The organism is Haloarcula sp. CBA1115, from assembly GCF_000827835.1.
Classification (GTDB): Archaea; Halobacteriota; Halobacteria; order Halobacteriales; family Haloarculaceae; genus Haloarcula; species Haloarcula hispanica.
The window spans coordinates 303,481-325,745 of record NZ_CP010529.1 but is presented as its reverse complement, the minus strand read 5'-3'; the positions used below and the strand labels follow the sequence as shown (position 1 = coordinate 325,745).

Genomic DNA, 22,265 nt, shown 5'->3' with positions numbered 1-22,265 from the left:
TTCAGTCCTCCATGTAGGCAGTCAGTGTCTGCTCGTCCCCAGACTCAACAGAATACGGACCATTCAGGAATACGTCATTAAGGGGTTGTTCGTTGTTGTAATAGTGGTATAGCACGCTCATGACTTGGTCACGGTCATCTAGACGCTCAGTCTGTACATCGAACCGCTGGAGCGCTCGCTCAACTCTATTTAGACGCGTATCAAGCTCCCGAAGGCATTGTTGCTTACTGATATTTCTGTTGTCTGAACTGCCGAAGAAGTCGGCGATTGGTGCCAATGGACCGAACTTTTCAGCGGCCGTATCCAGTAATCCAGAGTCAACATTCTGGAATTGATTTATTTGTTCGGCCGATATTGGAATCACGATGTAGAATCGTCGCTGTTTCATATCGTTATCGAGGATAAAACGCTCAAGCCAATTCGGATACAGCTGACGACCCAAATTTACCAGTTTGCTATCAGTTGATCGATTCCGGTCCTCAGAGATGACATCATTGAGCCGGTCAACGTGATCGGAAATATCGAACTTTGTTGGATAGGCAACTATCTGTATCGGGAAATCGAGTGTTGCAAGGAAACTCGATTTGAATGCCTCGATAATTTCGGACTTCTTTTCTTCCGTATGTATTGACCACGAACGAGGTTGAACCTCAGTAATGCCGACGTACTCATCCTCATCCTTGACAATCATCCCGGCACCATTGGCTCCAGTTGGGAGGTAGTCGTCTTTAGATTCGAGTACAAACTCGAAATCAATCAAATCCTGCGCGTAGTTTGGTATCGCTAACGCTCCTTGCTCTGTCGAATCGGTCTGCTGGGGTGGTGCAATTACACTCGTTTCTGTCGCAGAATCTGCAACCCCGACTGCCCCGGAACTGTCGGTCTCAGTCAGACTCTCCTTTGAGCCTCTGGCTGGTGAATCTGCCCGACCTGACTCGTGATGAGACTGACTGTCGGTGGTCGCCGATACTCCGTCGAAACCGGATCCGGTTTTTTCAGATGTTGCCTCCTGTACTTCTGTGTCATTGTTCATAGCTGGCTCGTCCCTGCCGCGTTCTTCTGATTTCTCAGTCGCCGTTTCTTCGCCCCCTGCAATTCCGGAACCTGATTCCTTAGGTGTCATAGTGTTATTGTGTCTTGTCGCCGCTAATTATGCCTGCCTGCTGTCCCTATCCGAGTTGCTCTCATTGCCAGTGTGACTCGACTCATTCTGGTAGGGAATGGAGAGCCTGTCAGACACGGATGTATCCCATTCAAAATCTTCCTCACACGTTTCTGACTGAATTTGCGACGCTGTGTGAACGCGATTCTTGATTGGCACAGAATCGCGTTCACGCGTTCGCGGTTTCAGGTAATACTCGTTTGGTGTAAGTCGTCGCTTAATTGCTGCAGGAGCCCATTCAAGTGGTTTCTGACCCTCAGGTGTTCTGATTACGACTGCGATCACACCAAGAAGCGACACCCCAATCAACGCCAGAGTAGCCACCAGCGGAATTTGGTCTATGAACAGGCTGGGAAATACCATTACAAGCGGTACTGAGCCAAGTATGACTAACTCATCAAATGTCAGTCCCATGAAAACGTCTGTCCGGAGAATCTCTCCCGGAATCGGTACCGCTTTCATCTATACTTCTTTACAAAGTTCCTAAATTAATAAATTTTCCCGTTCAAATTTATCTTCATTCATCCCGTAGGATTACTCACTAACTCGGTGGAGGACACTACCCCGCTGCCATCGTACTCTTCACGCTCCATCGCCCACTTGTACGCACTCGCGGGCCTCGGGTCGCCAAGCCACGCCAGAAACCGCTCAGTCGCATCGAAGGGTAACGCCAGCCGCCGATCCCACACCATGACGTCGTAGCCCTGTTCAGCAATTGCCTGCTCGCACGCCTGTCGCTTGCTGTCGTCGGTGATCGCCCAAGTGGCCCGTGGCCGCGCGAGACTCCCGGCCACCCTAACCCACCGTCACAGGCGTACCAGATACGTGCAATCGGCTTCGTTAGCGTCCAGTTCGATGGCGGCCCATCCATTCATTTCCAGTACCGCCCGAGGGTGGTTGTTATTCAATTCAATGTATGTTCGAAATTGGGGACGGGCTATCCAATATAAAATCGTCTATTAGATTATTAATATCAATAATAATCTAATTACGCACTTATCAACACAAATATCAGTATATTGTGACTCAGACAAAGAGCCTGCAACGGCTGGTGAGTCTATTTAGTTAATAACGGCTATATGTCCTCAGGGGTTGAGTTCTTTGAGATATGGCTGGTTGCTATGTTCCACTCCCAGTCAATCTCAGTACCACAGTTCTGGCACTCTGAATACCCGTTCTTCCAGAAAAAATAATTCCCTCATTCATGACACTGAACATCGTCGAACGCCGTTGGAGGGGGATCAATGCCATCCTGCTTAGACTGTCGGTCACGAACACCCCCTTGATACCACTGTTTCCATACTCTCTGGTCGATGAGTGGGGCGATACTGGGGCCATCTCGAACCCGGAGGACGTCATCACAGACAGGGCACTGGACTTTCTCATCATCACCAACACCGACTGGAATACGAGGCCGGTTGTCAACAGGGTCAACCGCAATGAAGGGCATCGCTCACTCCAATGATGTCCGATAGTAACTGTGTTTTCTCGTCCAGTAGATTGCCAGTTATTTCGTTACAGTAGAACTGGGCCCAGTTCTGTTATCTGGTGAGCTAACCGACTTCATCGGTGACACCCGCTACGAAGTACAATCTATTATGTTGAGAGTACCTGATGTCCTATCTTGACCAGTTCAGCGTAGCGTTCTGCAACGCGATGTATGAACGCATCGTCACGGAGGTCCTTGATGCACTCAATGTCCCAAGTGTCAACAATAATCCGCATTGAGGTTCTAGAACTCACCGTGAATCCACGACACTCGAACTTGCTACTGTGCTTTCGGAGACTCTCAACGGCCCCACTATCATTTCCGGATGAATCAATTGCGACCTTGATCTCTTGATCATCGTATGGGTTCACACGCAATGCATACCGGATCGAGTCCGGGTGAGTCTCAGCCCTTGTTTCAAGATATGGGTAATTCGTCGAGAGGTTACCAAGGACTGGATCAATGCTCTGAACAGAGAGTAAGCCTTGGATGTCTGGGAACGCCCTCGTGAACACATTTGTGGTGAATACCCGGTCACCCGGTTTTGATGGCGCAGATAGCTGTGAACGTGATTCGTCGTAATCAATGACAGTGACCGCTCCGAAGCCGCTCCTGCCAGACGGGAACTGGAACCGTTGCACCTCCACACACTGTATGTCAAGACCTCGATCCCGAAGCCACCGGGCAGAGTCGCGCGTTTGACCCGTAATCGATTCTGCGACGATAACAAGTCGCTGCGTTTGGTTCAGTTCCCAGGGTTTGGCATCAGTCTCAAAAAAGGCATTAAACGCAGTCAACAGGGAACTGTGCTCGCCCACAACGTCCTGTACTGACCACTCTTTGCCCCGATACTCGGAGTAGAGGTTATCGAGATCGTTGTAGTCGTACCGGTCAAGGGATTGTGCGTAGAGCTGAGGTTGGCTTATGATACTCGCCTCAGAGGCCGATCCAGAACCAGAGTCTCCACGCTTGAGTTCGACGACAACTACATTCCCATACCGGTCCAGTCCCAGCAGATCGGGAATCCCTGTAGACAGGCTTGGTTGCCGGGCGAATAAGAGAATGGGCTCATCAAGAATCGCCTCTGGGGTTTCGTTCAGCCACCTCTCTAACTCCGCTTCCCCTTCTCCGTCCTCTTCACCAGCAGGAATAATTGGGTCCGATTTAGCCTCAGTAGTATTTTGAGGAGAATCAACATCGTCGAACTGGTAAATTCGCATCCCTGCATCAAACTATCCCCAATGGGATAAAATGGGGACAAGCGTTTCACATATCCACAGAGTCTACTTATTAGAGCGATAGCGGTAGCTACGCCACCGATAACTCGCTGGCAAGCGGTAGACGAGGTGCAGAAGGCCGGTGTGTCGGTGTTCATCTCGATGTCGAACATACCCGCCGATGGGCGAAGATGACTTTCACAGGCTGCTCAGCTACTTCAGAGCGCTCGGTGAGAGCGTCGTCTTCCACGAACCAATCAATCCCAGTGGCGCGAATTTCCAGCAGTGTCTCACCGCCGCCGGGCAAGCCGGCTATGACGACGTTGTCAAGAAACTCCAGCGGATGCAGGACACCAGTACTGGGTCGAACACGCCCTTAATCAGTTGAACGCAGTCCACCAAGTCGCAACGCGCTTCGACGGGCTCGAAGTACATTTCTGGCCTGATGATGAGCTGGTCCGCTCGACGAGCGGCCAACTTCGGTCAAAGCTCAACGCAATGCAACAGGCCGTCTCACCGGAATCGTTCACTAGACGTGATACGGACGTCTCACCTGAGCAGTCCGAGTTAGCCCGAGATGGCGAGTCTATCAAGCATCTCATCTGATGACAAGGACATCGTCGGGAAACGCCCTATGGCCCGCGCTCAGCAAACCAGTTTGTCTTGGTATAGTTAGATAACCAACAACTGCGGCATTTATTGCTCTGTGTTGGTTAGCCGTGACCCAACGAACTGTTTAGTCTTCGACCCTTTCCTCTCCTCTCTATTCCGTGAAATGAGTAAATCCACACTCACAGCCCAGCCTGTCCGACTAACACAGTGTGCCTCAATGTAGAGGAATGCTTAGGCCTGCGGAGTTCGCCAGTCACTCACCAGTGTATCTTGCACAGTACCATCCAGAGATACTTGCACTTTCGCGCGTAATTGCTGGTCATCTGGGGGTAATAGGTTTAGAGTGGTAGTGTGCTCTTGTTGCGGACCAAGCTGTACCGGCTGACTCTGCTTGGATGCGATCAACTCGTCGTTTGGGTTCTGGAAGCCAACCGTCGCCTGAGCAGTGCCGGCCCCATCGCCGACATTTTTTATACTCACTTCAACAGCTGCACCACCAGAGGCAGGCGTATTAACGGCATACGAGCATACCAGTACACCGCTGTCGTTTATTGGTCGGAACTCGGGTGTTCCACCGTCCATATCCGGTGGCAGCTGTCCGATTTCCCATCCTGAAGCTGTAGTCTCAACGTAGTAGTACCGCTGGCCGTCTTTCTCGAAGTATGTCCCGGGGATGTTTTCAGCGCCAGCAATACCGAGCGCCATGTGTTGCTTGTCACGGAAGACCAGAAGTTTTGACCCGTATCCAAATTGTTCAAGCATCGAAGCTAGAAGAATGCAGGTATCTTCACAGTCACCTTCCTTATCCACTAACGTCTCGACTGGATATTTCGGATACTCGTTGTAGCCGGCAGAAACTTTGTCTGTGGTGTATTCCAGATTCTGAACGAACGCCATCATGTGGTTGATGATGCCGGGATCGCTCAGGCCATTCTCTTTCCCGTAGCGCTCAAACTCGCTCACTATTCCCTTGATGTACTGATCATCGTAGGTGTCGGAGACGTAGGCACCATATTTGCGAGTTCGATCCCGGTTTTTGTAGTACTGGTAGAGAACCTCTGGAATCTCAAGCGAGAGCGCTGTTGGGCCAGCACCTGACTGACTCTTGAACGTTCGAGAGAGTGTCCCACTCGTTTCGAGGTTCGGATCAGTGCTTCCGCGAAGTCCACGTAAGTGGAGCGGGAACGTTGGTTGTTCCTGGCTGCCAACAGAGAAGCTCCCAACGGTGTCGACTGTGTCCATGCCCTCGAGTTCCGACTCAGTTGGCCGTACGAGAAAGAGTATGCGCCCCATCTCGATTGGACCCTCATTTGTGTCTGGGCCGATAACCGTGTGAGTTCCACTTGCGGAGATCGTGGCGATAGTCTCTCCTGAGGTGGTTCCCTCTTTAACAAGTACTTTTTCAGCCCCATTTAGCTGGACAGTCGCATCTACTCGATACTTAGTGCCGCTCACCCAGTCTTCGGACCACGTAACCGTTGGTTGTGGTTTGGGAGTGGAGGTAGGCGTGGAGGACGATTCAGAGGCGGGGGTCGTATCCTCTCTGGAAAGAATTCCAGTGCAACCTGCCAGTACAGATGCTGCACCAGCAGAAACTGTTGTAAGCAAACTTCGTCGCTGCATTAACAAGTAGATATATAGATGGGGTAAACTTGAAACTATCTAGAAGTTCATCACTTGATTATGTGTGGGTATTAGAATAAAATCATATAGTATTCAGCTAGTTTCATTTCGTGTATTTACCGCCCTTCAGCGAGCTATGATATGAATGCGAGTTCGATACCGTCATTGGTTTGCTGTGGTCAATGACTGCTCGAAACAGAATAGTCGAGAGGGTTTTTGCGCCTTCTTTCGCTGGTACGTCCATGTAAGGGCTACAATTTGACCGTGCAGTCTAGTGATGATATTTTCCACAATTTTGTGTCCCCCCGATGGGGTGAGGGGTTGCCCGAACATGAGCACCGAACAGCAGTCCGTCGACGAACAGTCTCCAAGCACCGAATCCGACAACCGCCCAGACATTCGTTCCCAGCACCGACAATCACAGACGAGTGGCGAGGTTTTTGCGGGGCGTCCACGGGGTGAGAGATAGATGTGTTGTCCCGACTGCCGGCGGCCACGGTCAGCGTCGGCGTGTGTCGACAAGCGGTACTACGTCGACGGGCAAGCCCATGACCCGATCCCGTGGGGCGAGGGCAGCCAGTATCTCACGTACAAGCTGCAAGTCCTCCAGACAAACGAACGGGCCGTTACCGTCGACCTCGAACGGTGGCGTGACCAGTCGTGTCCTGCGTGTGGTGTCGAGCACGGCGAGGTACATCATCGGTTCTGCGACGACGAGGAATGCCCCGCGTGTGGCGAGCTGTTGCTACTGTGTTCTTGTGTCGTCGAGATTGAAGTCGTCGCACCACGCAGTCCAAGGCTTCGCATCAAGCAGTCCCTCGCTCGTCTCGTGTAAGTGGAACCATCGTAGAGGTCTGTGGTCGATAGCAAGACCAGACCCAGTGGTCCGAGTTTTGTGTGCGCCGACGAGGGTGCCGGCGTCGCACTGACTGCAGTGCGTGGAGCGCCGGCAGGTCACGGTCTACCAATGCATATGCTCATCTACGCGCTCGTTGAGGCATCGACAGCAGACGCAGCACTCGCCGCTGGCAAAGGCGTTTTCGACAACCTGGTCGGCGTCGACAGGCACTCAAACGCAGTGTTCGACTACTACGTCACGTTCGACGAGAGTTCCACCGTCGCAAGCAAATCCCGGTGGGGCGAGCGTCCGACCGCGGCTCCGGTCGACTCCGAGGTCGGCCAAGAACTCCTTGGCGATGGCTGGGAGACAACGAAGTCAGCGTTCGAGCGTAATCTCCAGACGGTCAAAGACGCCCTCGACGAGCTCTCAGACGAGGAGATTATGCGCGACAAAGACCTCACTCGATGTGCGTTCCAGAGAGTCGGAGCCGCCAAGGGTCCAGAGATTGCACTGTACGAGGAACACGGATGCGGGATTCGCGATCGGACGCAGCTTGACCGGCTTCTGGACGAGAGTGATAACCTCTGGATCGTCCCCGCCGACGTCCACTTCTGAGGGAGAGCTGCGGCAGTCAGTTTTCGTCGAACCCGATTTTGTGTGTTCCTGGCGGGTGAGGAACACGAATGTCGGAGACTCCTGATTCATGCCCGAGAGAGGAGTGTGACGCAGACATCGTCAAGACCGAGACTGTCGACGTCGAGGCAGACCCACGCGCTCGTGACCCGCGCACCGAGACTGTCGTGACGTGTACGGAGGGCCACCAGCGAGTTATGTAGAATCGCTGGTCTGCGTTTCCGGGGAGTGACGACGCGCACGTCGGGGTCGCGCGTGGTTGGAGACGAGAGGGACACGACTGCACTCGCGCTGGCAGTCGGTCCCTCTCAGCGTGGGACTGACGGCCGGGCAGATACAGGTGGTTGGCTGGTGTGTCGTCTGACCGCCGGGCAGCCGCCGCTGGGCGGCACGCTCGCTCTTGGCGGAGCCGGTGCGTGGACCGATGGCCGGCGGAGAGGGTAGGAGTGGCGTGTGTCTCGTGTGTGGCCGGCAGGGGATTCTGGTGTTGCTGGCCCTGGAGTCGAGTCCTGTGGCACTCGTGACGGTGTCGAGGGAGGCGGCGGTTCGGATGGCAGGACTCGTGGGACTGCTGGCGGGACTACTGACACTGACTGCGACGGGACTGCTGGCTTCGACGGTACTACTCCGAGCGACATCGCGACGGCGGACTCGGTGTCGGACCAGCACATCTTGAAAGCCCCACGCCGCTGGCGGTCGCTCAGCGACATATCCTCACTCCGTTCGGATAGGGGCCGCTGACGCGACCACGGCAAGCGCCAGCGGCGTGCCCCTTTCAGTCCCGCCCGACTGCTACGGCACAGCACAGCAGAATCGAACGCGCGCGTCGGAGTCGCGCGCGATCCGGGTGAGGAACCCTCGCGGCCGGCGCTCCCTCGCCGGAACGAGGACGCTCCTTGCAGTCGCTGTGTTCCGGGCTGCTCACTTCGTTGCGCTGCCGGGCTTTCACCCATCCGGCACTCGCTTGGCCGCGCGGGATGCTGGCTCACCGCAACCGCACACGATGGGGCCGCCTGCCGGGGTGTCAACCACCTACGGTTTTATATACTATTCTCCCTCGAAACGCGAAACACAAGACGCCGCTTAGAAACCACTCAGACGCCCGAAGATTGCACTTGAAACAATCCAAATGGTCCGTTGCCTTTAACTATTCGGCACCCATGCCATTAAGTACGGAAAGACACGACGCACGCGGCGCTGGCAGGGCAGTTTCACGCCGCAGAAATCGGGTGTTAGAGCACCCGACAAGTGTCTTTCCGTTGGAACACGAAAGACAATGTACGCTAGCAATTCCAGCGGTAAGAAAGCATCGGCAAGCAACAAGACGGTTTCCCTTTCGGCCCACGTCGAGGGTGGCCCCGAACAGCTTCTAGAGGCGGTCGCAGAGACGGAGAACGGCGACGAACTCGATTTCAGGATGAATCGGGGTAGCGATAGCCGTGGCAACTTCTACGCCCGGCAGGAGGAGGCATACGACTGGACCCGCTCGACCGAGGTTGGTCCGGACCGGCGGTTTGGCGAAACGCTGGAACAGCAGGAGGAACGTCACGGACGCGAAGCCGAGCAAGCCCGCCACTCCGAGGTCGCACGCGCTCACGTCGACGGTGCCGACCGCGAAGCCTCGGCTCGCCAGCTCACCGACGCCGAAACCGAACGCGCTGACGGGTTCCGCTCACCGGCTGACCCCCGGCAGTGGATGGACCGCGACACGCTGGCGCGAGTCAACCAGCAGGCCGCGACGCTGGCAGACAAAACCAGTCTGTCACGAGCGGCAGCAGGCCGCCGACTCGCGGCCCTTGTGTCCGGGCAGATGGGCGACTGTAACAGCCTGTATGAGGCTTCCTTTACCGTGTTCAGGGACGCCCGTGACGAACTGGCAACTCCCACGCCTATCGACGAGGTGAGCCCCTACGGCTACGAGTGTACGGTCGAGGGCGAAGTGACCCACATCATTGAGGAGCCAGACGCCCGCAATCAGTATCAGGTCCTCTACATCGAGGACGACGAGGGAACGAGCGCGAAGGTCACGGTCTGGGGCAAGTCCATGCACGGCGGCGAGATGGTTCGCACGCTCCACGAGGGCGACAGAGTTCGGATTTCCGGGGGCAAGCCCGACGACTACAACGGTATCAAGACGGTGGCCGTCACGAGCGACACGCTCATGTGCATCATCGAGCGCGGCGACGGTCCCGCGCCCACCGGACACGGGGGCGGCTCGTTCGGTTCGTCCGGCGATAGTCGAACGGCGGCGTCGTGGGAAGCAGAATCAGACACCCATCAGTGGGCCAACGAGCGGGATTCTGACCGCGCGGTCGCCGTGACGCTCGGCAAGGCCCGCTGTCCTGAACCCGGATGTTCGGACCTGTTCGACACTGAGCATGGGGCCGCCACCCATCGCGGTATCGTCCACTCCGCAGACTGACGCCCGACACCGGGGGCGTCCCCCACCGAGCGGGGGGCTTCCTCGGGCGGTGCGACGGTGCTCGCGCACGCGGCCTCGCCGCCGCCTCCGGCACAGCGGGCGGCGGCGAGACAACCGCGCGCACGGACTGGCACGCCACCGCACCAGCGCGTCAACGTGGGTCAGTCTGGTGGCGGCTGTGAGAGAGCTGGTGTCCTAGTGTGTGCGTGAGCGTGGGCCAGCCGGCCCGGGAGGAACTAAGGGTGGGTGGCTGGTGGGTCGCGACAGCGCGCGACGCCACCGACAGACTCCCGCTGGTCGTCTGTCAAGCCCTCGCTCGCTCCCGCTCACGAGGACGACGGGGCGCTGCGCTCGGCGCTATCGCGCGCCTCGCGGCGGTCCATCGTGCCTGCGGTAGCGGGCGCGATCCCGGCCTGCAGCTGGAAGCAGAGACTGGAATCGTTTTTACTCATAGTTGGTCGACCGTTGATCAAGAGAGTCCCAGTGGACCAGCTACTGGATGCACTACCTCAAAGAGAAGCTTATCGCGATACCGTGATAGTGACCAGAACACTCTTTACTGTTTCTCTGTAAACTGTAATTAACGTACACTATGTCACGCACCTCAGACCAAACCGACGGCGACATTGTCCGCGACTTCCTCTCGGTCGCGGATCTCCTCGAAGAGCCTCAACTGGCACAGCTGTACGCATACCTCGCTCGCAAAGACGAGGCGACTGTCCAAGACGTAATGCACGAACTCAGCCTCGCACAGGGAACTGCCTACAGCTACGTTAACCGGCTCGTTGACGCCGACGTCGTTGAGGTCACTCACGACGAGCAGCCCCGTCGATATGCAGCCCGCGAGATCAATCTGACTGTGACGACAGTCGCGGGCGACCGCGAGTACACGATCACGCCAGCGCTCATTGACGCGGTCGGTCGCCGTGAGTCCAACGATGACATCGACACCTACATCGACCGCCACAGCGTCGCCGGCCTCGCAACGGCGCTCACCTACGCGGTCGCCCGCGAACGTGGGGAAACAACCCACCGGCTGATGGCTGAGGATCTCGATATCTCGCCGCTGGCTGCGGAGATGATCCTGCAGGCGCTCCGGCCCGTCGTCCACGAGCACTACGACATCGAAGCGTCGGGCGCGTCGCTTGACGAGTTGGACACCAACGACAGCGACGCGGCTGACGACACGTGAGCAGCCTCCATATCGTCGACACCGGCCTGTTCGTCGCGATGGGGCAGCTGTCGAACAGGCGGTACAAGGCCGTCCGTCGATTTGCCCGCCAGAACGACATCACCTTCGTCCTTCCAGAGCGAGTGTACGAGGAGCTGACAGTCGACGACTCCGACGTTGAAGCGCCACCTGTCGATGCTGCGATCAACGAGGAGTGGGCTGACGTCGCAGCGCCACTTGATTTTTCCAAACCCATCGTCTCGAGGGCGATGGATGGCGTCCAGAGATACATTGCGAGCGCCGACGACCGACCCGCAGACGAGGTCGAGCGAGCCGACGCCGCGCTTGCGGCCCTAGCTGCTCAGCATCTCAGTTCGGGGACAGTACGCCAAGTGTACATCTATACAACCGATATCGCCGCCGGCGAAGGGGCTGAAACTGTGCTCACCAGTGAGGGATACGGTGACTCGGTGACGTTCGTGAACGGCTTCCGGTTCCTCGAAGATTTACTCCCGGGCGATAGCTAGTCGATTCTCAATACTCTGTCGAGATCTCCCTACTTTATCTTCGACATTTTGTATTCCAATTGCGGTACGATTGTTTCCACGGAAGCGATTCAGGATCTATTCGCCTAGCTCATCCGTTTTTGTCTTAACCAACAAAGTCGGCGCAGTCTGGGGAAATGTTGGTTAGTCGGTGTCTGGGCCCAGTGGCCCGGGTAGACACACCTCGGTTTTGTGTGGCCGCAAGCGGGTGGCGGCCAGACAGGGCCGCTGGGAGGTAATATCTCCGGTGAATGATATTCACTGTCTATGGCGTGAGGACGGATTCATTACCGAATCCGCTGAGATTCGGATGCAGTCGAGGTCGTTGTCAACCCAAGACCAATTGCGTTCATCTATAGTCTCAATACCTGAGTCTTTAGAATCCCGTAAATAATACAGACTCTCATGAGTGATTGTATCTGGGCTGTGTGTAAGCCCGAGCAGCGGGCTATCTTGTTTTTTTGTATTACGTATGGTGCGTCGGTTATCGGAATCCAACTCACAAACTGGGCATGGAGTGCTGAAAAAGAGACCAACGGATTTCCGTGGATAGATGAGTGGTGGATACTCGTACTAGTCACAGTGATACTCTATGTATTTGGAGGGTTCAACTCGAAACTTCTATTCGTTTGATGTATTCTACGGTGTCATAGAACGGTTCACTGGGTCGTTTGTTTCAACGCTCTTGAGCGAGAACTACTTGCTCAGCAAGTGTACAAATAGAGCGACTACTCCCAATTAGCCACGAGTAAACCGATTGTTGTGAGCGCTAATACACCCCCCGGAGTAGTTCGTCGACGTCGTCGGCGTCAGTGATCGCGGCTTGCACACGATCGATGAAGGCCCGGATCGGCGCATGGAACTCAGACTGCGGAATGGCGAGGATTGGGTCGTCTTTCTAGAGTCGATCTTGGTTGATCGTGATGTGGTTTCGTTGTGGCGTCTCTCGAATTTGTATGGCACCAATACTGTCGAGGAGGGCGACAGCCCGCCACACCGTCGAGCGGGTGACACCCGTGGCGTCAACGAATTCGGGGATCGTAATCTCCGTGTCGTGGGCGTCGGCGAGCAGTCGGAAGATGTCGTCTGCGGCACCGATACGAAAGACATCGGTATCCGGGTCAGGATACGTATCGATGCAGACCGTTATATCCCGTTTCGCTATTTCAGACACTATCTGATTTTGTGCAACAGCATATAAATATAGTAACAATTGAAACGATTTACACACTGATCGCACTGCCATCGTGCGATCAGGTGTGCATTGATTTTCAATGGCTACTATAGGTGGCGTCATCAAGTAGTAGGGCAGTATCCTATGCCAGTAATTCACGGCCGCTATCGGTTCCAGGGTCGCTGGCTCGACGTTGATTTGGCGACGATGCGTGCTATTGTTTGGCCTGTTTAGGGTGCATCGGATCCAGAAGGGAGGCCCCACCTGTGAACAACTCGACGAGAGCTGTGCCGGTGGGACAATCGATCCCGAGTGGGTATGCGAGGTAGACGATCCGCTTGGTTGCTGTTCCGTTATTTACGTCCCCAGATCATTCAACGATAATTGCACCCCGATGTCCTATAGAATGATGTGGTTCGCATGAATACCGGTAAATGCCAGCCTTGGTAAAGGTCTCTTCGAAGTGAACCCCAGACTTGGCGTATATGGACTCTTCACCAATCTCACTATCATCGAAGACTATGTTATGCGCACCTCCCTTCCCGATCCAGTTCCATCGAATTGTTGTCCCAGTTGAAACCTTTATTGCGTGCGGATCAAACGCGAGGTTTCCACCATTACCTTCTGCCCCTGACGCGATTTCGACGAAGTCCGTCCCCGTTTCGTCAGTGATTGAGCCATCATATTCATCTGTTGCAGCAAGCCACTTATCCACAGTGGGGTACCCACTCGATGGTGCGGAAGCCACCACAACGACCCCCTTCATTCCCACCTCTTCATGTGGCTCGCTAACGTATTTGTACGTCCCTTCAGTTTCGAATGTATACTCAAAAGTATTGCCTGCTTCTGCAATTGGCTGTCCGCTGTCAAACGTACCGTCTATTGCTACAACATTGTGCTCCGTCTCGTCTCCAATCCAGTCCCAGGTTACGGTTGTGCCTGGTGTAACCTTGATCGCAGGCGGTGCAAATGACTTTGTACCCGTTATCCCGAGATATACTGTTGGCGGGTCATTATACCGGAGATCGCGAATTGTCTGGCCTTGTGGGTCGTTCGCACTTAAGAGCCATTCATCTAACGGATCGATTGTACTTACCGACTCTGTATCCTCGGTTTCATGAGGTGTTGAGGGTTCACTGGAGTTTTCTGCCCGAACACGGCTGAAACCGACTAGTGAGCCGAGTCCGACTACGCTTGCACCAAGGAATGTACGCCGATTGCTGGAGGGCATTGCATGCGGGAAGTGGCAGAGTTACATAAAAAAGCTGGAGGATGGTTTCCAAATAATAGAAATAGCTTTGTTGAAAATACCAATTCTCGTATGGCTGATGAGACACATTTGAGGCTAATAATAGGTGGGTGTCTATGTGAGGGACGTCCAATAGGTAAAAAGTGTCAGATCAGGCAGATGCCGATATCGCAAGATAGACGTGAACGACATCGTCGGCCTGCGGTGCGACGTGTTGAGCCATAACGACGATCTACAGCGATACTGCAATGGTCAGGACAAGTGTCCCTACTTGATTTGGAGCAGTCTCCGGTCCCACTGAGCAATTCTGATAGCATCTGGGATTGTCTCTGAACTTGGCAGCCTGATGACGTTGAGATGACTTGGAAAATGGTGGGCACACAAGCAACTCGTGACGAATTACAGAGCGTGGGATTCCTGATTATAAACGAGTGGCAGGCACCGAATAATAACAAGCAGTGCCCAAAACCGCCGTTCTTTGTAGCATAACTCAATAACTAAGCCCAAGATACTATCATCTCAATTGTTATTCGGAGGAAGGCAAACTGGCTAATAAGTATAACCTTGTCTGCTCTGGTCCGCTAGAAATACGGTACTGTGGATTCGGCATATAGTTCGTGTGGATAGGATCCTTTCCGCTATAGAAAATGACAAATTTTCATATGACCAGTAGCTTCAGTTATTGAGCCAACAACAATAGTGCATGCACATCGACGGTATCCATCACCTTGTTTTGCTGGTTGACGACGTTCAGAAAGGTGAATCGTACTACCGGGAACTGTTTGATCTCGAAGTGCATTTCCGCGAGGGCACCCTTGATGGAGAACCTGGAACTGTCCCCGAAGAGGTCTCATGGGAAGAGGCCCTCGACGAAGGAGTGACACCGTATATGTCGTTCCTTGGACGAGACGGGTTCCATGTGGCGGTCGCTAATGCAAAGGGACAACAGGACACTGGCCGGCTCGACCACATCGCACTCGCCGTTGATGATGACGCATTCGAGGCAATTACTGAACATGCCGACTCCCTTGGGTGTGACGTCAAAGAGAACGCCTCCCATCACCGCGTTTTTCTAGATAGGTACAACGTCAAGTGGGAACTGAACGAGAAACCCCGTCCGCCCGGCCCGGCATTTACAGAATTAGATGTTTGACCGATAGATACAGGGATCTCACGTTGTACTGCGATCGAATATTCTGTTCAAAATTGGAGTGATTACTACAAACCCGATGAAGATCACGACGACGTAAAAAATAAAATTGGTACCTATTGCGAGTGGACCAGCAATATCGCTCGTATAGGTATTGTAAAGCGTGAATATAATCGCAGCAACTACGGCGTCTGGGAGATAATTGGATACCAACTCTCGTAATTTCATACTGGATCTTGTCACACTATTTTCAAAATCATATCGGTTAGGAAGCAATTTTCAGAGGTTGAGTTGATGAGTAGACACACGAATTAACGCTCAACTCTCAATCAAAGGTACGAAACAAACATCGGCAGCTTTCTGCATTGGAGAAATCGCCTCATACGAGGATTCACACAGTCGAACTGAATCGAATCTATAGTCCTTGATCGGAGCGACACACTCGAGATCCCTCTCAAAGGCGGATCGAGAGCGCAAGCTGGTGCTGTCGTACGATGCGGACGAGCGTGAACGAACAGGCGCACCACTAACTGCGGCCCGCCACGATAGAGGCCTCTCGACGGAGGTCGGACGCAGAACCGATACACACGGGAACGGACTTTCAGGGCAGAAACGCCGGTAGCTCGCCCGAATGCGCCATGAGCTGACTCGGGGCCGCTGGCGATCCAAAGCAGAACGGAATCTCGCATACGGGTTGGGCGAGGTGCGCCGGCCGGCTCCCAATGGCCTCATAGTAGATTGCCATCCTCTCCGTCGGAATCGCTCTTCTGCTACTGAGTAGTGTGGCCGCACACTAGGTATTTCACAGCCGATCACATACACTGTGGTATGAGCAGCGACAGAGTCGACGCCGAAAGTAAGGTGTCTGGAAACCAGGCAAATATTCCCGCCCGGATTCGGCGCGAGCTCGATATCGACGATGGTGATCAACTCCGTTGGCATCTCGAAGACGACGGCAGCATACGGGTCCAAGTTGTCCAACAGCAAACGGGCACGTTCGCCGACTTCGACGGCTACGCTGGTGAGAAGTCGACCAACGTAACGAGCGATCACGACGCCTGGGGCGTCAACGTCGAGTAAATGCCTCGTGCACTCATTGATACGACAGTCCTCTTTGCAGTCGCATACCGACGGGATGGATCCCACGATGCCGCGCTTCCCGTGCTCCAGGGAATCGACAATGGAACGCTCCCGGAGGCAGTCATCCTCGACTACGTTCTCGCAGAAACACTCAACGGCCTCACGACCCACGCCGGCCACGACGCAGCCGTCGATCTCCTTGATCGTATCGAAGAAAACGCCCGCTTCCACATCGACTCCCTCACCACCGACGCCCTCGCGACAGGGAAGGCCCTTTTTCGCCAACACGAACCGCTCTCCTTCGTCGATGCCTGCATTATCGCGTATATGCAAACCGAGGGACTCGGTTACCTGTATGCGTTTGATGACGATTTTGACGCTGTCGATGAAGTCTATCGGCTCGATACCGCAACGAATCCCTACGATCCGGACTGACACTGGTAGACGCCAGGGCCGCCGACGAAGTTCGGTCTCAGGATAGTTGTACCTCATAGTCAACCGCCAGCTCCCGGCACTCGTCCCACTTCGGAAGACGCTCTTTATCGACTTTGTCGTGGGTCCCAAGGTAGCGGCGCAAGGCGTCGGTTTCGTCTTTGAGGCCATACTTCGCCGCCTATTTTCATCGTCAACGTCGGCGTGGCGGAGCAGAAGCTATCTAGCCAAATTAGCGACGGTTCAGTGAAACTATACGGTCTTTCCGCAGCCTTACATAAGAGCGATCGGCGGCTGAGACCGGCATCGCAGGCGGAACACCTCGATTTTGTGTGGCCGCAGGCAGGTGGCGGCCAGACCGGGCCGCCGGGAGGTAATTTCTCAAATGGGAGACGTTCAGTGTCCGCGATGTGAGGAAGTCTTCAACACTCGGTACAACCCTGTGAGGTTTCGCGCCGGGTCCTTCTACGACCCAGAGCGCGATGAAGAGTACGAGCAGGTCTGTGAGGACTGCCATCGAGAACTGACAGACAAATAAGTCAGTCGTCTACTCCCCAATTTTTTCTGGTACTGGATCGGGGATCGTTCCGAGTTCCATCTTCAGGAGGCGTTCTGCTTCATCAGTGTGGGTATCCTCTTCGATCAGGAAGGCTTCAACGGTTTCCCGATCACTGTGATACTGGATTGCTGTCTCGTATCCATACCGGGTGTTTACGCCTGGTGCTGAGCCGTGCTTGACACGCACCAGAAACTCGCGATCCTCCCATGTTTTGATTTTCACTGACCGCGGTGCATCGAGTTCTCGGCGGGCGATGTCGATCACTTCGTCGACGACCGGCCCGATCGTTTCGATGCTCGGAATCTGACGCTGGTCGGATGGCTGTTGCTCTGGAGAAAGGTGTGGCTGTGACATGAGAACGGTGCGATTCAGACTTGGCCGTCATCGCTCAAAAAGCTCCGGGTTGGGCTGGCTCCCCCAGCTGGCACACGTCGAGATACCGATTCCACGGAGTGTCGGATGTATCGCAAGCGTGGGTCTGTCGGCCGGGGCACAACTGGGCTGGATGGCTGGTGGACCGTCCCAGCGCGCGACGCCACTGACAGACTCGCGATGCTCGTCTGTCGTGTCCTCGTTCGCTCCTGCTCACTCGGACGACGGGGCGCTGCGCTCGGCGCGGTCGCGCGCCTCACGCCGGTCCACTCGTGCCTGCAGTGGCGGGCGCGATCCCCGCCGGGAATCGGACAGTTCCCAGCTGAGTGGCACACTAATTTGCGACTACACTATGATGCGAAAACAAGGCACATTGTACCTGTTGGGTTTCAGACACAAAGCTCCGGACATGATGGTGTGCTCGCCGACCGGTGAGCGACAAGGTGTGCGCCACGAGGGGCCGAAGCGAGCGAGGGTCGAGCGTGGGTCTGCCAGCACTGGCTCAGTTCGAGTGTGGTCGTAATCGGCGTGGCCCGGGACGTCGGTGGCCGGCGACATGCGTGGCACAGTGGACTCGCATGACACTCGGTGGGGCTGGCCCGCCATGTGCAGTCCCGGTCGGACTCTGGGGAGTGAGGTGAGACATATCTGTTCTCCAATAGGTGAGAGTGCAGGTGGCCTGAGCGGATTCGTACCCCTGTTTGTGTCGGGTCTATCGACCCGCTCTCCCACTGTTAGATTGCCTATGCATTTCTCGCAAAAATCGCTCTCAGAACGCCCCGCAAAGCACGGCAAGTTAAAGGACCAATTATTCGGTGAATCACACCCTCCACGTATTGCGATTTTGTACGAATCAGTCACTTAGCTAATAGATTCAGATAGGAGCAAAACCGATTCCGTCTGGCGATTTCACCCAGAATCAGTTAGCTGGGGAGACTTTATCGGATATCTGATAATAGCTCTATTGAGGGGCTACAGCCAAAGGACTCTATCAGTCAACAACCAAAGGGAGATCAAGAGATTATCTGCAAAAGTATAGATTTTCTTAGATGCTATCGTTACTCTGTAGAGAGGCAGTCACATGAACCCAGCCGGGTCGTGCCCCTTCTCTTCTGACTCTGTTTTGTCTTGCTCATCAGTCTCAGTAGCGTCTGATTCTGAGGCCGATTCAGCATCTCCTTTCTCAGCGGCTTCCGTCTCATCAGTGGTGGGGTTCGGTGACTCGTCAGAGGAGAAGTCACCGCTGTTGTCGTCGGACTGCTGGTCGTGATCGCCACCGACACACTCACATTCTTCATCTGATAGGTTCGGATGGTCTGTATCCGGAGACGTGACGGCGGTGTTTGCTGTTGTCTGGTCGAGTGGGCCGGTCGACTCGTCGTTGCCCAACCCGTCTGTCGCGTCGACGGTCGGCTCGACTTCGGAGTCACGATCAGGGCCGCTCTCTCTGGACTCATCGTCGTCGTCCTCACCAAGTGACCCACGAAGCACATCGTCGAGCCGAGCCCGGGTGAACGAGAACCAACTGTCGCTCTCGATGTCGGTGTCATCGTCAGTGGGTTCCGGTTCCGAACTGCCCGGCGACTCCGCACCCTGTGCCGGGAGGCTATCGCGAACGTCAGCCAGTTCATAAGACTGCCCGTGGACCCACGTCGTTCGTGAGACGGCAACGCACTCACCGGGCTGGAAGTCACGGAGCAGACCAGAGGTGACCGGCATTTTGTCCTTCTCTTTGTACGTGTCCCGAGCCTGCGTCCGGGGGTTCTCGCCGCGTCCCTGGTGACTCATCGATACCATCTCGGACCGGTCATACTGCCGGCTCTCGCCGAGTTCGTCGAGGATGAAGTCCGTCGACTCAGTGTCACCCGGCCCGAAGTAAACTCCCTGTGGACAGTTGCCGACAATCCCAGAGATTGTACTGTACGTGTCCTTGAGCTGGCCGATTGTTTGCACGCCGACTAGTGCCCGAGCCTTGTGTTTCCGCCCTCGGGCGGTAAGATTCGTTACTTGAGTGAGCGCCGGCAGCGCGTCAATCTCGTCGAGGATGTGGACCGTCGGGTTCGAGGTGTTCATCGCGTAGCGGATCGACCAGTCTACGAGCAGTTGGTACATCGGCCCGAGCGTTTCCAGTTCTGTCGGATTCGAGTCGATGATGAGGACTCGGCCTTCCGGGTTCTCGATATATTCTTGCAGGGAGAACTCCCCATACTCTCCGAAGTCACCAGTGAAGACGGGATCGACGTTCTCCTTGATCGTCTGGTAAACGTTCTGTGCGCCTTTCCCCTTGTCAGGGTCGATGTGACCCGAGTCCAGTCGGTCGAACTCATCGAGTGCCTTTTTCAGCGCGATATGGCCCTCGTTGAGGAGTGAGACGATATCGGCATGACAGAGCGCATGGCGGCGACTGTTCTTTTTCGCGTTGAGATGGAGATACATCAGCATCTCCGCGAAGGTCTGTTTGGCGGGCCGATGGAATGGGTCGTGGCCGTCGGCTTCGCCGAAGATCGCGCCGGCGACCTCACGGAAGTCCGACTCTGAATCGGCGTCCCCTCCCCGGGGCCCGGGTGTTTCCGCGTAATTCTATAGATGGTGTGAGGTGCAGAAGAGCATAATGAGTCTCGACAAGAGAGAATTATTGGCGATACTGCGATTAAGAATGCCCTCTAACGCGGATTTTCCTATCGGCATAAACTGAATCAGTTCCTGTTTCTCACATCTATTATATCTCTTTCTTTCTAGCTAGTTATTGCCTAAAGTAGAAGAAAGAGAGAAACGGTCTGCTATCCGTTTCAAACCTCTGTATCAGCTTTCTGCTCTCTCTAGAATTAAATATCTCTTCTAATATTTTCCTGTATTTATATGTGTATCTTGGTTATTCTCATTTAGCCTGTCTTGCCTATCTAGGGTTTACGCGGAAACACCCGGGGGCGGGGGTCCCAAATCATAAGGATGGATTTGCCTGCCATTCGGTGGCGAGGGCAGCAGTTCGCAGGCTCTACCCCCAGCGCTGACGTGGACATCGACGACTACGGACCGGAGTTTGCCGACAAGATGGCTGTCATCGCCGAAGTTCTCTATGATCTGGGGCATCGGAAGATCGACTACGGCGATGAATTGACGCTGGCTGTGACTGGACGTGCTGATCGACTTGAGGAGTGGCTGGCGTTGCATCCAGATGTCAGGCAGGTGCTGTCGCTGGTCGCTCACCTGCGGGGGACGACGCTGGAACGGCAGACCGACGGGGCCGAACAGTGCGTTACCACCCCCCAAATCGGTCATGCTGGGGCTTGACCCCGATCCGACGACGACTCAGCTTCGCTCGTCAGCTCTGCAAATTAGACATGAATCCGGCATTCTGGCTGTTTCTCTGGGTTTCTGTTCTATCTGCTCAGGCAGCTCCGATTACAGGGATAATCAGGAACATCTCTCACGTCTGTATGGCGCACATGCAGGGTGATGCAAGAGTTTATACAATCACACAGCTAATATTGAAGTGAACTATGAGTCTTGATGAAGCGGTGGACGAGGCGCTTGCGACATATGGGATGTCGCGTAGCGAAGAGGCCGAAGAAACTGGCCGATTAGTCGCTACTCTCCAAGACTAACGCAGTCCGCTAGTCAAGCCGCCGGATTTTCTCTGCGAACTCTGCTTTAGATATCCCCGTAGTGTCGGTCAATTCTGGAAAGCCGGCTCGCTCAACTGCTTTCTCCACAAATTCTATCCAGAGGTCTTGGTGTTTTTCGGCGTAGAATACCTTCGCTTCATGCGGATACATATCAAGCTCATACTCTGACAAATCGATCATGACTTCGTGTTTCCGCTCAAGCGTTGTGGCTCCGAACTCACGCAAATGTTTGAACAGGACGTTCTTCCGTCGAACAGTCAGGAGACGCTTTGATTCGTTAATATACTCGTTGACCCACTCTCGCCAGTCGTAGGTATCGGGCTCAATCTCGGTTTTTGTTTCGGGCATCGAAAAGTCGCTGTTGATGCGACGCAGGTAGAACTGTAGCAGCGCCACAGCGGTCCGATGATTGGCGTTAGGAAGAGCGTGCTTGAGAATCAGGTTCGGCGCGAGGCGACCAGCGACATCTGTTGCCGTCCCTTCCCACGACGTCTCGTCAAACACATCGGGGAGGTCCTCAATGTCGATGTTCTTGTAAGCCTCCACAGGCGTACCCTCTTCTTCCTCGTTCTGTGAGAGGAGCGCACGATATATCTCTAGGAGACGTGCGACAATCGTCCCATTGTCCTCAGTCATGTCCGCGAGAGCGTCACTGAGGTCAAGTTCGATCTCGCTCACTGCACCGCCACCAACCCGAGATGTGTATACACCGTAGAACTCTGTTTCAAGTTCGTATTCCACGACTTTCACAGCTACATCCCCGTCGTAGTCGACGATTTGTGACACGATATTCTCGGCGTCTGGATTGACGAAATTGAGAGAGAACTGCTTGTCTACAGGGTGATGGTAGTAGACGTGCCCCATCTTGCTATCGGACAATTCTCAGAGAGCATATTAATGACTTCGTG

General features: G+C 54.7%; 21 protein-coding genes and 3 pseudogenes. 14 read left to right on the top strand and 10 right to left on the bottom strand.

Features of this window, described 5'->3' with window-relative positions; genetic code table 11:
* Position 1: 1 nt before the first annotated feature.
* Together SG26_RS01440 and SG26_RS01435 are read right to left on the bottom strand one after the other, a co-directional pair.
* Positions 2-1,123, bottom strand: coding sequence for a hypothetical protein (locus tag SG26_RS01440; RefSeq protein ID WP_050036657.1), 1,122 nt, complete (start codon positions 1,121-1,123; stop codon positions 2-4).
* A 27-nt stretch (positions 1,124-1,150) separates the two neighbouring features.
* Positions 1,151-1,624, bottom strand: a complete 474-nt coding sequence (locus tag SG26_RS01435) for a PrgI family protein (RefSeq protein WP_023842893.1) — start codon at positions 1,622-1,624, stop codon at positions 1,151-1,153.
* 742 nt (positions 1,625-2,366) lie between these two features.
* Between SG26_RS01435 and SG26_RS21030 the strand changes: the two genes are divergently transcribed.
* Entirely contained in the window at positions 2,367-2,627 is a 261-nt protein-coding gene (locus SG26_RS21030; protein ID WP_050036656.1) for a hypothetical protein, read from the top strand.
* 131 nt (positions 2,628-2,758) lie between these two features.
* Here SG26_RS21030 and SG26_RS01420 read toward each other — a convergent pair whose 3' ends face one another.
* Positions 2,759-3,871, bottom strand: a complete 1,113-nt coding sequence (locus tag SG26_RS01420) for a hypothetical protein (protein WP_050036655.1) — start codon at positions 3,869-3,871, stop codon at positions 2,759-2,761.
* Between the two features lie 178 nt (positions 3,872-4,049).
* On the opposite strand from SG26_RS01420, the gene SG26_RS21830 reads away from it, so the two are divergent.
* Positions 4,050-4,256 carry a hypothetical protein gene (locus tag SG26_RS21830; RefSeq protein ID WP_228841613.1) on the top strand — a complete coding sequence of 69 codons (207 nt, stop codon included), beginning with the start codon at positions 4,050-4,052 and terminating at the stop codon, positions 4,254-4,256.
* Positions 4,257-4,711: 455 nt separating this feature from the next.
* Here SG26_RS21830 and SG26_RS01410 read toward each other — a convergent pair whose 3' ends face one another.
* Positions 4,712-5,935, bottom strand: a complete 1,224-nt coding sequence (locus SG26_RS01410; RefSeq protein ID WP_228841615.1) for a copper amine oxidase — start codon at positions 5,933-5,935, stop codon at positions 4,712-4,714.
* A gap of 637 nt (positions 5,936-6,572) precedes the next feature.
* Between SG26_RS01410 and SG26_RS01405 the strand changes: the two genes are divergently transcribed.
* The 4 genes from SG26_RS01405 to SG26_RS01395 all read left to right on the top strand — a co-directional run bounded on the left by SG26_RS01405 (position 6,573) and on the right by SG26_RS01395 (position 9,999).
* Positions 6,573-6,938, top strand: coding sequence for a hypothetical protein (locus SG26_RS01405; protein ID WP_050036653.1), 366 nt, complete (start codon positions 6,573-6,575; stop codon positions 6,936-6,938).
* Between the two features lie 132 nt (positions 6,939-7,070).
* Positions 7,071-7,559: a hypothetical protein gene (locus SG26_RS01400; protein WP_050036652.1), complete on the top strand. Its 489-nt coding sequence runs from the start codon at positions 7,071-7,073 to the stop codon at positions 7,557-7,559.
* Between the two features lie 68 nt (positions 7,560-7,627).
* Positions 7,628-7,780: a hypothetical protein gene (locus SG26_RS21025; protein WP_154020781.1), complete on the top strand. Its 153-nt coding sequence runs from the start codon at positions 7,628-7,630 to the stop codon at positions 7,778-7,780.
* 1,073 nt (positions 7,781-8,853) lie between these two features.
* Positions 8,854-9,999, top strand: a complete 1,146-nt coding sequence (locus SG26_RS01395) for an SOSS complex subunit B family protein (RefSeq protein WP_050036651.1) — start codon at positions 8,854-8,856, stop codon at positions 9,997-9,999.
* 326 nt (positions 10,000-10,325) lie between these two features.
* Here SG26_RS01395 and SG26_RS21825 read toward each other — a convergent pair whose 3' ends face one another.
* Positions 10,326-10,451, bottom strand: coding sequence for a hypothetical protein (locus SG26_RS21825; RefSeq protein ID WP_255355532.1), 126 nt, complete (start codon positions 10,449-10,451; stop codon positions 10,326-10,328).
* A 140-nt stretch (positions 10,452-10,591) separates the two neighbouring features.
* Here SG26_RS21825 and SG26_RS01390 point away from each other — a divergent pair, with 140 nt between their 5' ends.
* Both SG26_RS01390 and SG26_RS01385 read left to right on the top strand, forming a co-directional pair.
* Complete coding sequence (locus SG26_RS01390; protein ID WP_050036650.1) at positions 10,592-11,191, top strand: helix-turn-helix domain-containing protein; 600 nt, start codon at positions 10,592-10,594, stop codon at positions 11,189-11,191.
* Positions 11,188-11,697, top strand: a complete 510-nt coding sequence (locus tag SG26_RS01385; RefSeq protein ID WP_050036649.1) for a hypothetical protein — start codon at positions 11,188-11,190, stop codon at positions 11,695-11,697. Before SG26_RS01390 ends, SG26_RS01385 begins: the two co-directional genes overlap by 4 nt.
* An 802-nt stretch (positions 11,698-12,499) precedes the next feature.
* On the opposite strand, the pseudogene SG26_RS01380 reads toward SG26_RS01385, so the two are convergent.
* Positions 12,500-12,880, bottom strand: a pseudogene (locus SG26_RS01380) (helix-turn-helix transcriptional regulator); the annotation flags it as partial.
* A gap of 379 nt (positions 12,881-13,259) precedes the next feature.
* On the bottom strand, positions 13,260-14,120 hold the full coding sequence (locus SG26_RS20620; protein ID WP_079980789.1) for a halocyanin domain-containing protein: 861 nt from the start codon (positions 14,118-14,120) through the stop codon (positions 13,260-13,262).
* 721 nt (positions 14,121-14,841) lie between these two features.
* Here SG26_RS20620 and SG26_RS01375 point away from each other — a divergent pair.
* The 5 genes and pseudogenes from SG26_RS01375 to SG26_RS21020 all read left to right on the top strand — a co-directional run bounded on the left by SG26_RS01375 (position 14,842) and on the right by SG26_RS21020 (position 17,338).
* A complete protein-coding gene (locus SG26_RS01375; protein ID WP_050036648.1) occupies positions 14,842-15,291 on the top strand; it encodes a VOC family protein in 450 nt (149 codons plus the stop codon).
* Positions 15,292-15,775: 484 nt separating this feature from the next.
* A pseudogene (locus tag SG26_RS21820) lies at positions 15,776-16,000 on the top strand (transcription initiation factor IIB family protein); the annotation flags it as partial.
* 116 nt (positions 16,001-16,116) lie between these two features.
* Positions 16,117-16,368: an AbrB/MazE/SpoVT family DNA-binding domain-containing protein gene (locus SG26_RS01365; protein WP_023842898.1), complete on the top strand. Its 252-nt coding sequence runs from the start codon at positions 16,117-16,119 to the stop codon at positions 16,366-16,368.
* Complete coding sequence (locus SG26_RS01360; protein ID WP_050036647.1) at positions 16,369-16,803, top strand: PIN domain-containing protein; 435 nt, start codon at positions 16,369-16,371, stop codon at positions 16,801-16,803.
* A gap of 382 nt (positions 16,804-17,185) precedes the next feature.
* Positions 17,186-17,338 carry a hypothetical protein gene (locus tag SG26_RS21020; protein ID WP_023842963.1) on the top strand — a complete coding sequence of 51 codons (153 nt, stop codon included), beginning with the start codon at positions 17,186-17,188 and terminating at the stop codon, positions 17,336-17,338.
* A gap of 9 nt (positions 17,339-17,347) precedes the next feature.
* Here the strand turns inward: SG26_RS21020 and SG26_RS01355 are convergent, their stop codons facing one another.
* Positions 17,348-17,713, bottom strand: coding sequence for a hypothetical protein (locus tag SG26_RS01355; protein ID WP_175055134.1), 366 nt, complete (start codon positions 17,711-17,713; stop codon positions 17,348-17,350).
* Positions 17,714-18,808: 1,095 nt separating this feature from the next.
* Positions 18,809-20,278, bottom strand: a pseudogene (locus SG26_RS01350) (type IV secretion system DNA-binding domain-containing protein); the annotation flags it as partial.
* 402 nt (positions 20,279-20,680) lie between these two features.
* On the opposite strand from SG26_RS01350, the gene SG26_RS01345 reads away from it, so the two are divergent.
* The gene (locus SG26_RS01345) at positions 20,681-21,022 is read left to right on the top strand and encodes a hypothetical protein (protein WP_023842902.1); all 342 of its coding nucleotides are present in this window, start codon (positions 20,681-20,683) and stop codon (positions 21,020-21,022) included.
* 323 nt (positions 21,023-21,345) lie between these two features.
* Here SG26_RS01345 and SG26_RS01340 read toward each other — a convergent pair whose 3' ends face one another.
* Positions 21,346-22,221, bottom strand: coding sequence for a hypothetical protein (locus SG26_RS01340; RefSeq protein WP_050036646.1), 876 nt, complete (start codon positions 22,219-22,221; stop codon positions 21,346-21,348).
* Positions 22,222-22,265 lie beyond the last annotated feature (44 nt).